The following is a 14,471-nucleotide window of genomic DNA, read 5'->3' on the forward strand; positions in this document are numbered from 1 at the left end:
ACGCCAAGTCGACGCCGGAGGCTCAAGAGGTCCGGACTTCAGTGACGGGCTGTCGCATCCCGGATCTCGCCGACGAGCTCCTCGATGATGTCCTCGAGGAACAGCACACCTCGCGTGTTGCCTTCCCGGTCGAGCACCCGAGCCAGGTGGTTGCCCGTGCGGCGCATCATGGCGAGGGCGTCCTCGAGGTCGGCCTCATCGTGGACCCCGTCGAGCGAGCGGATGCGCTTGGCTGGGATCGGCTGGTCGAACTCGCCCGGCTCATCGAGGTCGAGCACGTCCTTCAGGTGCACGTAGCCCGAGTACTCGCCCTCGCTGTCAAGGATGATGTAGCGCGAGTAGCCGTGCTCGGAGACGGCGCGCTGCAGCATCTCCGGCGTCGCGTCCGGTGGGAGCACCACAAGCTGGTCTCCGGCGATCGCGACGGAGGCGACCTTCTTGGCCGTGAACTCGAAGGTGTTCGAGAGGGTGCCCGCACGGTCCATGAGGACCCCCTCTCGCTTCGACTGCTCGACGATGCCGGCGACCTCGTCGAAGGTGAAGGCACTGGTCGTCTCGGCCTTCGGCTCGACGCCGAAGAGACGCAGGGTCGTGTTCGCGATGCCGTTCAGCGCCCAGATGACGGGCGCGAACAGGCGAGAGAAGAACACGAGCGGCGGCGCGAGCAGCAGGGCCGCGCGGTCGGGGACCGAGAACGAGATGTTCTTCGGCACCATCTCGCCGAGCACGACGTGCAGGTAGGAGACGACGACGAGCGCGATGACAAACGCGATGGTCGAGATCATCTCCTCGCTGAGGCCCGTTGCCGACAGCGGGATCTCGAGGAGGTGGTGGAGCGCGGGCTCGGACACGTTGAGGATGAGGAGCGAGCAGACCGTGATGCCGAGCTGGCTCGTCGCGAGCATGCCGGTCGCGTGCTCCATCGCGTAGAGGGTCTGCTGGGCGGCCTTGCTGCCCCGCTCCGCCCTCGGTTCGATCTGCGATCGCTTCGCGGAGATGACAGCGAACTCCGCACCGACGAAGAAGGCGTTCGCCGCGAGGAGGACGACGAGCCAGGCGAGGCCAGACCAGTACTCAGCCACGGTTCTCCTTCTCGGCGTGCTGGTCGGCGAGGCGCTGCATGAGCGCCTCCCTCGACTCGTAGGACTCGTTGGGGGTGAACGCGACACGGTCCACGCGGCGGCCGTCCATCCGCTCGACCCGGAACGTTCCGACGGGGACCTGGACCTCGTCACCCACGGCGGGGATGCGCTCGAGGGCGTTCATGATGAAGCCCGCCACCGTCTCGTAAGGTCCGTCGTCGTCGAGCTCGATGTTGAGCCGGTCACGCACCTCGTCTGGTCGGAGCATGCCGTCGAACGTCGTTCGCCCCTTGGCGCGGACCACGTCGAGGTGCGCGCGGTCATGCTCGTCGACGAGCTCGCCGACGATCTCCTCGACGAGGTCCTCGAGCGTCACGACGCCATTCGTGCCGCCGTACTCGTCGAGCACAACCGCCAGCTGGAAGCCGCCGGAGCGCAGCTCGGCGAGCAGCGCGTCCAGGCCGAGCGTCTCGGGGACCAGCAGCGCGTCCGTCTTGATGGCCCCGACCGGCACGGAGCGCCTCCGGTCGAGCGGGAGCGAGACGGCGTTCTTGAGGTGCGCGACGCCGACGATCTCGTCGATGTCCTCACCGGTCACCGGGAAGCGCGAGTGACCCGTCGACTTCGCGAGATCGATGAGCTCCTGCACCGGCGCGTCGACGGCGATGGACTGCACTCGAGGTCTCGGCGTCATGACATCCGCCGCGATGTGGTCGGCGAAGCGCAGCGTGCGACTCAGCAGCACGGCCCGCTCGCCTTCGAGGATGCCGACGAGCGCGGAGCGCCGAACGAGGCTCGACAGCTCCTCCGCGGTGCGCGCGCCGGAAAGCTCCTCCTTCGGCTCGATGCCGACGGAGCGGATGAGACCGTTCGCGCTGCCGTTGAGCACCGCGACCGCTGGCCTGAACACCGTCGTGAAGGCGACCTGCAGCGGGATGAGGAACTTCGCTGTCGTCCGGGGCACGGCGAGCGCGAAGTTCTTCGGGATGAGCTCGCCGACGACCATCGACAGGGCCGTCGCGATGACGATGGCCAGCACGGCTCCGACGGGGCGCACGGCATCCTCCGGCAGTCCGACCGCGCCGAGCGGCGTCGCGAGCAGCGACGAGATCGCGGGCTCCATCGTGTAGCCGGTGAGGAGCGTCGTGAGCGTGATGCCGAGCTGCGCGCTCGACAGGTGCGTGGACGTGTGCTTGAGCGCGTTGATCGTCGGGGTGAGTCGTTTCTCCCCCCGCTCCCGCCGCTTCTCGAGATCGTTGCGGTCGAGGTTGACGAGCGAGAACTCCGAGCCGACGAAGACGCCGGTGCCCAGGGTGAGCAGGACGCCGATCCCGAGCATGACCCACTCGTTCACGCGCCGTCACCACCCTGTCGAGCACACATATCCGAGACCCCGTCAACCGGCCGCGTCTACCAGGACACCGGGAGGGCCTTGCCCTCTTCGTAGCCGGCCGCCGACTGGATGCCGACCTTGGCGCGCTGGCGGAATTCGGGAAGCGAGTCGGCCCCCGCGTAGGTGAACGACGAGCGGACGCCGGTCGTGATCATGTCGATCAGGTCGTCGAGCCCGGGCCGCTTGGGATCGAGCATGATCTTCGACGACGAGATGCCCTCCGCGAAGAGGAGCTTGCGCGCGCGCTCGTAGGGCTCGAGGTCCCCGAAACGCGCTTCGACCGCCTTCGTGGACGCCATGCCGAACGACTCCTTGAACCAGTTGCCGGCGTCGTCGGTGCGCACCGTCCCAGGGGCCTCGACCGTGCCGGCGAACCACGAGCCGATCATGACGGCGGACCCGCCGGCGGCGAGCGCGAGGGCGACGTCACGCGGGTAGCGCACTCCCCCGTCCGCCCAGACGCGCGCGCCGAGCGCGTGCGCGGTCTCCGACGTCTCCAGCACCGCGGAGAACTGCGGGCGGCCGACCGCGGTCATCATGCGCGTGGTGCACATGGCACCCGGGCCCACGCCGACCTTGATGATGCTCGCACCCGCCGAGACGAGGTCGTGCACGCCGCTCCCGCTGACGACGTTCCCGGCGACGATCGGAACCCCGAGCTCCGCCCCACGCACCGCCTCGATCGCTCGCAGCATGCTGCCCTGATGTCCGTGCGCGGTGTCCAGGACCAGCACATCGGCGCCGGCCTCGACGAGCGCGCGTGCGCGCTCCAGCGCGTTGCGCGACACGCCGACGGCGACCGCGACTCGAAGGCGTCCTTGAGCGTCGAGCGCCGGCTGGTAGATCGTGCTGCGCAGCGCGCCGCTCGCCGTGACCGTCGCGATCTCGCCTCGCTCGGTCCGCACCGGAGCGAAGCTCTCGCCCGCCTCGGCGAAGGAGTTGAAGACCGCCCGGGAGTCGCGAGCGAGGGCCAGCGGCACCGCCTCGACGAAGTGGTGGCTCAGGTCGGCCAGCACGGCGTCGCTCGGGACACGCGCGAGCGTCGACGCCTGCAGCACACCGAGCACCTCCCCGTCGGGAGCCAGCACGGAGACTCCGAACCCGGCGACGGGCGGGACGAGCTCGAGCACCGAGCCGACCGTCGCGTCACCCGACGCGGTGAAGGGCGTGTCGAGGACCGGGTCCTGCGACTTCACCCAGGCGATCGCCGCCTGCAGAGCCTCGAGGGACATGTCCTGCGGCAGCACGCCGAGACCGCCTCGCCGTGCGATCGCCGCCGCCATGCGGGGACCGGTCACCGCGTTCATGTTCGAGGCGACCAGAGGAATCGTCATGCCGGTGCCGTCATCGGGGGCGAGCGAGACATTCAGCCTCGACCCCACATCTGACCGGCTCGGAATCAGGAAGACGTCCGAGTACGTGAGCTCGTGGTGTGGGGCGGGACCAGAGAAGTGCATGGCCTCCAGAATACGTTGCCCAGGCGCCGAACCGGCCACTTTCGCGCAGAGCGCTCGCCAGGGGCGTTAGGCTGGTTGCTCGATGGGGCCGCCGCCCAGATTCGGCGTGTCCCGCATCAACAGACGAACGCGAGACGAACTCAGGTGGCGAGTCATTTGACCAGTGCGGGTACAGACGAAGCAAAGTCCGATTTCGGGGCCAACGATTGGCTCGTCGAAGAGATGTACGAGAAGTACGTCAAGGACCCGAAGAGTGTCGACGAGGCCTGGTGGCCAACACTCGAGCAGTACGCCAAGCAGCAGACCGCTGCTCCGGCGAAGACGGCGCAAGCAGCCCAGCCCGCGAAGGCGCAGGCAGCTCCAGCCGCTCAGGCAGAGGCGAAGAAGCCCACCGCCGAGGGCGAGGCGCGAAAGCAGGCGAAGACCACTGCTGCAGCCCCGCAGGAGAAGCTCATCCCCGCGGATGCGCCGGCAGCTGATAAGGAGAAGGCGCCGTCACGCGAGAACATCGTGTCGCCGCTGAAGGGCATGGCGAAGGCCATCGCCAAGAACATGGACATCTCACTGCAGGTGCCGACGGCGACGAGCTACCGCGAGATCCCCGCGAAGCTCATGATCGACAACCGAATCGTCATCAACAACCACCTGCGCCGCACGCGCGGCGGCAAGGTGTCGTTCACGCATCTCATCGGCTGGGCCCTCGTGAAGGCGCTCATCAAGTTCCCGAGCATGAACGTCTACTACGACGAGGTCGACGGCAAGCCCTCCGCCATCGAGCCGGCTCACGTCAACCTGGGCATCGCGATCGACGTGCCGAAGCCAGACGGCACCCGCGCCCTCGTCGTTCCGAGCATCAAGCAGGCCGAGACGCTCAACTTCCGCGAATTCCTCGGCGCCTACGAGGAGCTCATCAAGCGCGGCCGCCAGAACAAGCTCAGCGGCGACGACTACGCAGGCACGACGATCTCGCTCACCAACCCTGGCGGCATGGGTACCCTGCAGTCCGTCCCACGGCTCATGAAGGGCCAAGGTGCGATCATCGGCGCCGGCGCCCTCGACTACCCGGCCCCGTACCAGGGAATGGCGCAGCACGTCCTCGACGACCTCGCCATCTCCAAGCGCCTCACGATCTCGAGCACGTACGACCACCGCGTCATCCAGGGCGCTGGCTCCGGCGAGTTCCTGAAGATCGTGCACGAGCACCTCACGGGCCAGCACAACTTCTACGAAGAGATCTTCGCGTCGCTGCGCATCCCGTACAAGCCCGTCGTGTGGTCGCAGGACGTCCACGTCGACCTCGCCGCCGCCATCAACAAGACTGCTCGCGTGCAGCAGCTCATCAACATGTACCGCGTGCGCGGCCACATGATGGCCGACATCGACCCGCTGCAGTACGTGCAGCGCACGCACCCCGACCTCGAGATCGAGAACCACGGGCTCACGTTCTGGGACCTCGAGCGCGAGTTCGTCGCAGACGGGTTCGGCGGGAGCCAGCGGATGCTCAAGCTCCGAGACATCCTCGGCATCCTGCGCGACTCCTACTGCCGCACCATCGGCATCGAGTACATGCACATCCAGGACCCGGAGCAGCGCGCCTGGTTCCAGGACGAGCTGGAGCACCCGTACACGAAGCCCACGCACGAAGAGCAGATGCGCATCCTCAACAAGCTGAACGAGGCTGAGGCGTTCGAGACCTTCCTGCAGACGAAGTACGTCGGGCAGAAGCGCTTCTCGCTCGAGGGTTCCGAGTCGGTCATCTCCCTGCTCGACACGATCATCCAGGGTGCCGCAGAAGAAGACCTCGACGAGGTCGCGATCGGCATGGCCCACCGCGGCCGCCTCAACGTGCTCACCAACATCGCTGGTAAGACGTACGGCCAGATCTTCCGCGAGTTCGAGGGTGTGCAGTCAAGCTCGGGCCGCGGCAACTCGGGTGACGTGAAGTACCACCTCGGCATCGAGGGAACCTTCACGGCCGCCTCCGGCGCGACGATCCCGGTCTACCTCGCCGCCAACCCCTCGCACCTCGAGGCCGTCAACGGCGTGCTCGAGGGCATCGTGCGCGGCAAGCTCGACCGCAAGGCCGACGGCCGGGACGCGGTCCTGCCGATCCTCATCCACGGTGACGCCGCCATGGCGGGTCAGGGTGTCGTCTACGAGACGATGCAGATGTCGCAGCTCCGCGCGTACCGCACGGGCGGCACGATCCACGTGAACATCAACAACCAGGTCGGCTTCACGACGACGCCGAGGGATGCTCGCTCGTCGATGTACTCGACCGATGTGGCCAAGGCCATCTCGGCGCCGGTCTTCCACGTGAACGGCGACGACCCCGAGTCCGTCGCCCGGGTCGCCGAGCTCGCCTTCGCCTACCGCCAGCGCTTCAAGCGCGACGTGGTCATCGACCTCATCTCCTACCGCCGCCGCGGCCACAACGAGGGCGACGACCCCTCGATGACGCAGCCCCTCATGTACAACCTCATCGAGGCGAAGCGCTCCGTGCGCAAGCTGTACGCCGAGGCGCTCGTCGGACGTGGCGACATCACCCAGGACGAGTTCGACGCGGCGCAGAAGGACTTCCACGACCGCCTCGAGCGCGCCTTCGCGGAGACGCACCAGGCCCAGACGCAGTCGACTCCGATCTCGGCCGCCGAGCTCTCAGCAGTGGGCTCCCGCGAGGAGAACCACCGCTCCGAGCCCGAGTCGACCGCGGTCGCACGCGAGGTCGTCGAGACCATCGGCGACGCGCACGGCAACCCGCCAGAGGGCTTCTCGGTGCACACGAAGCTCAAGGCCGTGTTGTCGAAGCGCGAGCAGATGAGCCGTGAAGGCGGCATCGACTGGGCCTTCGGCGAGCTCCTCGCCCTCGGCTCGCTGCTCATGGAGGGCACGCCCGTGCGCATGTCCGGCCAGGACTCGCGCCGCGGGACGTTCGTGCAGCGCCACGCGCTCTTCCACGACCGCCTCAACGGCCAGAACTGGCTGCCGCTGTCCAACCTGAGCGACAACCAGGCGCCCATCTCGATCTACGACTCCTTCCTGAGCGAGTACGCGGTGCTCGGCTTCGAGTACGGCTACTCGGTGGAGCGTCCCGACGCGCTCGTCCTCTGGGAGGCGCAGTTCGGTGACTTCGTGAACGGCGCGCAGACGATCATCGACGAGTTCATCTCGGCGTCAGAGCAGAAGTGGAACCAGCGCTCGAGCGTCGTGCTGCTGCTCCCCCACGGCTACGAGGGTCAGGGTCCCGACCACTCCTCGGCGCGCATCGAGCGCTTCCTCACGCTCGCCGCCGAAGAGAACATGACGGTCGCGATGCCGTCGACGCCCGCGTCGCACTTCCACCTGCTGCGCCGCCAGGCCTACGCGCGTCCGCGCAAGCCGCTCGTGATCTTCACGCCGAAGTCGATGCTGCGCCTGCGCAGCGCCGTCTCGCCGGTCGAGGACTTCACGAACGGCGCGTTCCGGCCCGTCCTGGACGACGAGCGCATCACCGACAAGTCCGCTGTTCGCCGCGTCGTGCTGCACGCCGGCAAGCTGCACTACGACCTCCGTGCGGAGCTCGACAAGCGCGAGGACTCGACGGTCGCCCTCGTGCGGCTCGAGCAGTTCTACCCGATGCCGGGCGAGGAGATCAACCGCATCCTGGCCGAGTACCCGAACGCAGAGATCATCTACGCGCAGGACGAGCCGGAGAACCAGGGCGCTTGGCCGTTCATCCGCACGCACCTCGCGCCGATGCTCGAGGGTCGCACGATCCGCGCGGTCACCCGCCCGGAGTCGTCGGCGCCCTCGGTCGGCACGATGAAGGCGCACCAGCGCCAGCAGGCTGAGCTCATCGAGGGAGTGCTGGCCGACTAGGCCGGTCTCCTCCGCGAACGCAGAAGGCGCCCGTCCCGAGCAATCGGGGCGGGCGCCTTCGTGTGCTGTCTGAACGGCCTGCTAGCGCCCGGTCATGAGAGCGACGGCGTCGTCGAGGTACGCGGCGAGCGGCGTCGAGCTGCTCGCGCCAAGACCGGCCTGCGCGCCGGGGACAGCTCCCCAATGCAGGACCACCTCTCCGCCAACGACCTCCAGGCCAGGGTGCGCGTCGGCACCCCCGCTGTCCGAGAGCTGGATACCCGCCGCACCGTAGTTGACGACCTCGCCGAGGGCGAACCCGGACTTCAGCGCGGCGAGCTGCACGCGACGTCGCTCGGCCGCAAGCGCCGACTGCTCGCTGTAGTGGTCTGGCTGCTTCGCGACCCGGATGACGGAGCCGACGCGGAACAGCCCGCCGCTCTCGTCGAGCAGCAGCTCTCGCAACCGCCACACGTTCGAGACGCGCCGCAGGACGGGGCCCCGACGGACGCCGAGGACGGGGCGACGCTCGACCAGCTCGGCGAGCGTCTCCCGCCTGGCATCCCGTTCCCGCAGCTCGGAGATGGCCTTGTCGACGCGGGCAGAGAGCAGACGCCAGGCGTCCTCGTGGGGATCCGGAGTCATCGGCAGGGCACGGGTTCGGCGCGCGTCCGGGGTCAGTTGGCGACCGGCGTGCCGTGCGAACGCTGGATGTTGCGCAGCTGGTCGAGGACGTGCAGGCGCAGCTCTTCGGGGGCGCGCTCCTTGCAGGCGCGCTGGACGACTTCCATGAGCGAGCGGTTCACGTGCAGCTCGCTCTCGCAGTCCTTGCAGTGCTCGAGGTGCTCGCGAATATCGCTCGCATCCGTACTCGCGAGTTCGTTGCGCAGGTACTCCTCGAGGGCGTCCTTGGCTTTCTCGCAGCCGCAATCGGTCATTTCTTGCTCCCTGTTTCCTGCTCGTCCCCGTCCAGGGCCGGAATGATGCCGTTCTCTCGCGCGTAGCCGGTGAGGCGCTCGCGAAGCAGTCGCCTGCCGCGGTGAAGCCGCGACATGACGGTGCCGACGGGGGTCTTCATGATGTCTGCGATCTCCTTGTAGGAGAATCCCTCCACGTCGGCGAGGAACACCGCCAGGCGGAAGTCCTCCGGAATCGCCTGGAGGGCGTCTTTCACCGTCGAGTCGGGAAGGTGGTCGATGGCCTCGGCCTCGGCCGAGCGCGACGAGGTCTGGGCCGTCGCCGACTCGGCGCCGCCGAGCTGCCAGTCCTCGAGGTCCTCGAGCGCGTTCGCGTACGGCTCCCGCTGCTTCTTCCGGTACGAGTTGATGAAGAGGTTCGTGAGGATGCGATACAGCCACGCTTTGAGGTTCGTGCCCTGCTCGAAGCGCGCGAAGGCCACGAAGGCCTTGACGAAGGTCTCCTGCACGAGGTCCTGCGCGTCTGCGGGGTTTCGAGTCATGCGCATGGCTGCCGCGTACAACTGGTCGATGTACTGCAGCGCCTGCTCCTCGAACAGCTGCCGGAGTTCGTCCTGATCTGGGGTCGCCTTCGGCGACTTCTGCTCACTCATTACGCGTGAGTGTACTGCCGTGCGCCTCTCGGCGGCTTGACGCCTCGGCGGCGCGAGGGTTGTCTGCAAGGGCTGCCCTCCTCTTCGTTGTCTGGCGGAATCGTCTTTCCGGGTGATACGAGCGCCACTGGCGGTATCGTTGTCAACCAATGGAGATCTTTGGCTATTCCGGACCACGCTTCGACCTGTACCGAGACGACGAGGGCAGCGAGCCCCTGACCCTCGGCGACGGCCCGTGGGAGGCCCCGACGGCGACTGCGCCGATCGACGCGCGCCTTCAGATCCCTGGGTCGAAGAGCCTCACGAACCGCGAACTGGTGCTGTCCGCACTGGCCGACGCACCGTCGCTGCTTCGGCACCCGCTGTGGGCTCGCGACACCGAGCTCATGATCGAGGCGCTCAGGCAGCTCGGCACGAAGATCGTCGAAGTCCCCGGCGACGGTCGGTTCGGGAACGATCTCGAGATCACGCCAGGCGAGCTCGAGGGCGGCGTCTCCATCGACTGCGGCCTCGCGGGCACCGTCATGCGCTTCGTCCCGCCCCTCGCATCCCTCGCCCTCGGTCCCGTCGCCTTCGACGGCGACGAGGCGGCCCGCCGACGCCCGATGAAGGGCACGGTGGATGCGCTCAAGGCGCTCGGTGTCGAGGTCCGCGACGACGGGAGGGGCGGGCTGCCCTTCTCGCTCTACGGCACAGGCAAGGTGACGGGAGGCGAGGTCACGATCGATGCTGGAGCCTCCAGCCAGTTCGTCTCTGGGCTCCTCATGGCCGGCGCGCGCTTCGAGGACGGGCTCACGCTCATCCACTCGGGCGATCGGGTCCCGAGCCAGCCGCATATCGACATGACACTCGCCGCCCTGCGTGACCGCGGGGTCGAGATCGACGACTCGGAGATGGGCACGTGGCGTGTCTCGCCGGGCAGCATCGACGGGCGCGAGCTCACGATCGAGCCTGACCTCTCCAATGCGGAGCCCTTCCTCATCGCGGCGATCGTCGCGGGCGGCAGCGTGTCCATCGAAGACTGGCCGGCGACGACGACGCAGGTCGGATCTCACCTCGAGCACCTGCTCCCGCTCTTCGGCGCGCAGATCTCGGTCGCGGACGGCGTGCTCACGTGCAAGGTCGAACGCGGCATCGCCGAGGGAGCCGACCTGCCGGGAGTCGACCTCGATCTCTCCGAGGCGGGAGAGCTCGCCCCCAACCTCGCGGCGCTCTGCGGGCTCTGCACCACCACGAGCCGCATCACGGGCATCGCCCACCTCCGGGGTCACGAGACCGACCGCGTGGCGGCTATCGCCGCCGAGCTGCGCGGCATCGGCTGCGAGGTCACCGAGCTCGACGACGGGCTCGAGATCGTTCCCGGACCGCGCAGGGCCCACGAATGGCGCAGCTATGAGGACCACCGTATGGCCACCTCCGGCGCCATCGTCGGCCTCGCGATCGAGGGCGTGACCGTCGACGACATCCACGCCACGAGCAAGACGCTCCCCCAGTTCACCCAGCTCTGGCAGGACATGCTGGACCAGGGCACGGTCGGCGACCCGGACGAGGGCGAGGACGACGGCAGCGTCGACCTCACCGCCTTCAGCATCTGACCGTGGCGCGCTCACTCGGCGACGCGTTCGACGCCTACGGCGACTGGGACGAGGACGACTTCCGGGGGCGCCCGAACCCCAAGGCGAACAGGCCCCGCTCGAAGCAGCGCCCGAAGCACTCTGACGCCGTGACCGGACGCGTCGTGACCGTCGACCGCGGACGCTACACGGTGCTGCTCGACGAGGGCACGCCGGAGGAGCGAACCGTCACCGCCGCCAAGGCGCGAGAGATCGGCCGGACGGCGATCGTCACGGGAGACCTCGTCGACATCGTCGGCGACACGACCGGCGACGCCGGCAGCCTCTCCCGCATCGTGCGCATCGTCGAACGCAAGACGCTGCTCCGACGCAGCGCGGACGACACCGATCAGGTCGAGCGCGTCATCGTCGCCAACGCCGACCAGATGCTCATCGTCGCGGCCACAGCTCAGCCGGAGCCGCGACCACGACTCATCGACCGCTACCTCGTGGCGGCCCTGGATGCGGGCATCCAGCCGCTGCTCGTTCTCACGAAGACCGACGTGGCGCCCGCTGACGAGCTGCGCGCGCTCGTCGAGCCCCTCGGCGTGAAGGTATTCGAGTCTCGCCCGGGAGGCGAGCCCATCGACGAGCTCCGAGCCGCGCTCACGGGGCACACGACGGTCGCCGTCGGCCATTCCGGCGTCGGGAAGTCGACGCTCGTGAACGCGCTAGTGCCCGGCACGCTTCGCGAGACGGGAGTCGTCAACGCCGTCACCGGTCGCGGCAGGCACACCTCCTCATCCACCCTCGCCGTTCGCATCGAGGACGCCGAGGGGCACACCGGCTGGATCATCGACACCCCGGGAGTCCGGTCATTCGGACTCGGGCACGTCGACCGCGACAACGTGCTGCGCGGCTTCACCGAACTCGCCGACATCGCCGAGGACTGCCCGCGCGGATGCACGCACCGGGCCGACGCCCCGGACTGCGCCCTCGACGACGCTGCGCGTGACGGAGAGCTCGACGAGGCTGGCATCGCCAGGCTCGACTCGCTGCGACGACTGTTCATGTCGCTCGACCAGGCGGCAGACGCGAGCTACTAGCTGGCCCCCTGGCCTAGGCTGAGCGTGTGGCCACCGAACTCCTGCACCCGCTCTCCTCCGACCTCCGCCTCGCACGAGAGCTCGCCGACATCGCCGATGCGGTCTCGATGCAGCACTTCAACTCGCGCTCGCTCGGGGTGTACGAGAAAGAGGACCGCACGCCGGTGACCGACGCGGACCGGGCCGTGGAGCAGGCCCTGCGCGCGCGCCTCGCGGAGACCCGCCCGAGCGACTCCATCCTCGGCGAGGAGTACGGCTCGCAGGGCACTTCCCGCCGGCAGTGGATCATCGACCCCATCGACGGCACGGCCAACTTCATGCGCGGCATCCCGATCTGGGCGACCCTGATCTCGCTGGTCATCGACGGCGTCCCCGAGGTGGGGGTCGTGTCCGCGCCCGGCCTCAACAGGCGCTGGTGGGGCGCAACCGGCCAGGGTGCGTACCTCGACGACGACCTCAGCGACAGCGATGTCGCCACCGACAGGCGCATCCAGGTGAGCGCCGTCGATGAGCTCGAACGGGCATCGCTGAGCTACAACAGTCTCAAGGGCTGGGATGACGCGGGCCGCTCTGCGCAGTTGCTGGAGTTCAGCCGAGCCATCTGGCGAACACGGGCCGTCGGCGAGGTCTGGTCCTACATGCTCGTCGCGGAGGGCGCGCTCGAGATCGCGGGAGAGTTCGATCTGCAGCCGTACGACATGGCCGCGATCGTGCCGATCGTCGTGGAGGCAGGCGGCACGTTCACGAGCATGGACGGGGAAGAGGGGCCGTGGCACGGCAGCGCGCTCGCCACGAACGGCCTTCTGCACGAGCAGGCCCTCAAAGCTCTCGCGGCCCGCTGATCCGGTTCGCGACTCGGCGAGGGACCGGACGTCACTCCCCCACTGGTTGCTCGCGCAGTCGCCGCCGATGCCCGACCAGGTCGACGACGGCGACCACGAGCGTGAGACAGGCCAGGCAGATGACCACGAGCAGACCGCCGGCGACGGACGTCCTGTAGGCCGCCTGCACGACGGGAGCGCTCGTGCCCTGCACGGCTCCCGTGACCTGCAGCGCGGCGACCCCCGCGAAGAAGACGGAGCTGCCGATCGCCAAGCCCATGGCGTTGCCGAGGCGCTGGCCGACCTGGGCGAACGAACCCGCGATGCCGGCCTGCTCGACGGGAACGTGCAGGAGCATCCGCATCTGGTTCGCCCCCATCACCATTCCCGCGCCCGCACCCGAGATGATGAGCGACGCGCTGACCAGGTAGGGCGACAGCGCCGGCTCCGCCAACTGGGTCACGACGAGCACCACGGTGTACCCAACCGCGAAGAGCGCCACGCCGATGGCGACGAGCGTCGCCCCGTGCTGGAACGTCCACTTGCCCGAGACGGCCGCGACGACCGCCGAGGTGAGCGCGTACGGGACCGAGACGGCGCCGACCAGCACGGCCGGGTGGCCGAGCCCCTGCTGCAGGAAGAGCGTGACGAGGAGGAAGCCGACTGGCATCGCGGCGAAGAACAGCGTCGTGATGAGCACCCCGTAGCGATACGAGGGCGTGCGGAACAGCGCGAAGTCGACGACGGGCGTCTTCCCGATGCGGAGGTAGCGCCGCTCCCAGAGGATGAACGCGACGAAGAAGCCGAGCGCTGGAGCGAGCAGCCACCACCGGGCCGGGTCGTCCGTGTTCCGCCCCGAGGTCAGCACGAAGGGGAGCATCGTGGTCAGCACGGCAAGCCCGAGGAGGGCGACGCCGAAGAGGTCGAGCGTCTGCCCCTTCGCCACTTCCTGCTTCGACGGGAGGAGCCGCCAGGCGAACGGGAGCACGACCAGGGCGAGCGGCACGTTCATGGCGAACGTCCAGCGCCAGCCGGCTTCCTCCCCCAGCAGGCCGATGAGCAATCCGCCGATCGTCGGGCCGAACGCCGTGCCGAGCCCGACGATGGCGCCGAACATCCCGAAGGCCCTCCCGCGCTCCTGGCCCGTGAAGAGCTGCTGGATGAGGCCGAGCACCTGAGGCATCAGGATGCCTGCGGCGAAGCCCTGCAGGATTCGACCGCCGATCAGCATCTCGGTGCTCACGCTGAGCGCGCACACGAGTGACGCCAGCCCGAAGGCGACCAGGCCGATCAGGAACAGGCGCTTGCGATTCCACAGGTCGCCGAGTCGCCCCGACGGGACGAGCAGGATCCCGAACGCCAGCACGTAGCCGGCGACGATGAGCTGCACGTCGGAGGATGCCGCACCGAGCGTGTGCTCGATCGGGCCGAGCGTGACGTTGACCTTGGCGAGATCGAGGATCGTGAGCACGGCGACGGCCGCGCACACCGCGAAGGCGGGCCACCTGGAGGAATCCCCGGTCCCGCTCGAGGCCGGCATTGGCTGGCTGCGGTCGGGAGTCGACTGCTGCGTGGGGGAAGTCGCATCTGCTGACATATGGAGGACATGCTACGCCGCAGACGCGACGCACCGATTCCACTTGCCTCAGTGG

Annotated in this window: 11 protein-coding genes; 4 read left to right on the top strand and 7 right to left on the bottom strand. The window is 68.5% G+C overall.

What is annotated here, in order from left to right; translation table 11 throughout:
* Positions 1-38: 38 nt before the first annotated feature.
* The 3 genes from C5C17_RS11515 to C5C17_RS11525 form a co-directional block, all read right to left on the bottom strand.
* On the bottom strand, positions 39-1,082 hold the full coding sequence (locus C5C17_RS11515) for a hemolysin family protein (RefSeq protein ID WP_104253509.1): 1,044 nt from the start codon (positions 1,080-1,082) through the stop codon (positions 39-41).
* Entirely contained in the window at positions 1,075-2,421 is a 1,347-nt protein-coding gene (locus C5C17_RS11520; RefSeq protein WP_104253862.1) for a hemolysin family protein, read from the bottom strand. Before C5C17_RS11520 ends, C5C17_RS11515 begins: the two co-directional genes overlap by 8 nt.
* Before the next feature lie 71 nt (positions 2,422-2,492).
* The gene (locus C5C17_RS11525) at positions 2,493-3,932 is read right to left on the bottom strand and encodes a GuaB1 family IMP dehydrogenase-related protein (RefSeq protein ID WP_104253510.1); all 1,440 of its coding nucleotides are present in this window, start codon (positions 3,930-3,932) and stop codon (positions 2,493-2,495) included.
* A 144-nt stretch (positions 3,933-4,076) separates the two neighbouring features.
* Between C5C17_RS11525 and C5C17_RS11530 the strand changes: the two genes are divergently transcribed.
* Positions 4,077-7,790 carry a multifunctional oxoglutarate decarboxylase/oxoglutarate dehydrogenase thiamine pyrophosphate-binding subunit/dihydrolipoyllysine-residue succinyltransferase subunit gene (locus C5C17_RS11530; protein WP_104253511.1) on the top strand — a complete coding sequence of 1,238 codons (3,714 nt, stop codon included), beginning with the start codon at positions 4,077-4,079 and terminating at the stop codon, positions 7,788-7,790.
* Between the two features lie 81 nt (positions 7,791-7,871).
* Here the strand turns inward: C5C17_RS11530 and C5C17_RS11535 are convergent, their stop codons facing one another.
* The 3 genes from C5C17_RS11535 to C5C17_RS11545 are packed head-to-tail and all read right to left on the bottom strand — an operon-like array spanning position 7,872 to position 9,339.
* Positions 7,872-8,414, bottom strand: a complete 543-nt coding sequence (locus C5C17_RS11535; RefSeq protein ID WP_104253512.1) for a hypothetical protein — start codon at positions 8,412-8,414, stop codon at positions 7,872-7,874.
* A 32-nt stretch (positions 8,415-8,446) separates the two neighbouring features.
* Positions 8,447-8,707 (bottom strand): zf-HC2 domain-containing protein, encoded by a 261-nt coding sequence (locus C5C17_RS11540; protein WP_104253513.1) that lies wholly within the window; start codon positions 8,705-8,707, stop codon positions 8,447-8,449.
* Positions 8,704-9,339 (bottom strand): sigma-70 family RNA polymerase sigma factor, encoded by a 636-nt coding sequence (locus C5C17_RS11545; RefSeq protein WP_104253514.1) that lies wholly within the window; start codon positions 9,337-9,339, stop codon positions 8,704-8,706. Before C5C17_RS11545 ends, C5C17_RS11540 begins: the two co-directional genes overlap by 4 nt.
* A 149-nt stretch (positions 9,340-9,488) precedes the next feature.
* On the opposite strand from C5C17_RS11545, the gene aroA reads away from it, so the two are divergent.
* Genes aroA through C5C17_RS11560 form a run of 3 tightly spaced genes read left to right on the top strand, consistent with a single transcriptional unit; the run spans position 9,489 to position 12,840 of the window.
* Positions 9,489-10,934: a 3-phosphoshikimate 1-carboxyvinyltransferase gene (aroA, locus tag C5C17_RS11550; protein ID WP_104253515.1), complete on the top strand. Its 1,446-nt coding sequence runs from the start codon at positions 9,489-9,491 to the stop codon at positions 10,932-10,934.
* 2 nt (positions 10,935-10,936) lie between these two features.
* The gene (gene rsgA, locus C5C17_RS11555) at positions 10,937-11,998 is read left to right on the top strand and encodes a ribosome small subunit-dependent GTPase A (RefSeq protein ID WP_104253516.1); all 1,062 of its coding nucleotides are present in this window, start codon (positions 10,937-10,939) and stop codon (positions 11,996-11,998) included.
* Positions 11,999-12,024: 26 nt separating this feature from the next.
* The gene (locus tag C5C17_RS11560; protein ID WP_104253517.1) at positions 12,025-12,840 is read left to right on the top strand and encodes an inositol monophosphatase family protein; all 816 of its coding nucleotides are present in this window, start codon (positions 12,025-12,027) and stop codon (positions 12,838-12,840) included.
* A 31-nt stretch (positions 12,841-12,871) separates the two neighbouring features.
* On the opposite strand, the gene C5C17_RS11565 is transcribed toward C5C17_RS11560, so the two are convergent.
* Positions 12,872-14,416, bottom strand: coding sequence for an MFS transporter (locus C5C17_RS11565; protein ID WP_258066178.1), 1,545 nt, complete (start codon positions 14,414-14,416; stop codon positions 12,872-12,874).
* Positions 14,417-14,471: the final 55 nt, after the last annotated feature.

The organism is Pseudoclavibacter sp. RFBA6, assembly GCF_002931575.1.
In the GTDB taxonomy this organism is placed as follows: Bacteria; Actinomycetota; Actinomycetes; order Actinomycetales; family Microbacteriaceae; genus Pseudoclavibacter; species Pseudoclavibacter terrae.

Coding starts and splice junctions, on each gene's coding strand:
- C5C17_RS11520 (WP_104253862.1), bottom strand. CDS start 2,421: ATGCTCGGGATCGGCGTCCTGCTCACCCTGGGCACCGGCGTCTTCGTC.
- C5C17_RS11525 (WP_104253510.1), bottom strand. CDS start 3,932: ATGCACTTCTCTGGTCCCGCCCCACACCACGAGCTCACGTACTCGGAC.
- C5C17_RS11535 (WP_104253512.1), bottom strand. CDS start 8,414: ATGACTCCGGATCCCCACGAGGACGCCTGGCGTCTGCTCTCTGCCCGC.
- C5C17_RS11540 (WP_104253513.1), bottom strand. CDS start 8,707: ATGACCGATTGCGGCTGCGAGAAAGCCAAGGACGCCCTCGAGGAGTAC.
- C5C17_RS11545 (WP_104253514.1), bottom strand. CDS start 9,339: ATGAGTGAGCAGAAGTCGCCGAAGGCGACCCCAGATCAGGACGAACTC.
- aroA (WP_104253515.1), top strand. CDS start 9,489: ATGGAGATCTTTGGCTATTCCGGACCACGCTTCGACCTGTACCGAGAC.
- C5C17_RS11565 (WP_258066178.1), bottom strand. CDS start 14,416: ATGTCAGCAGATGCGACTTCCCCCACGCAGCAGTCGACTCCCGACCGC.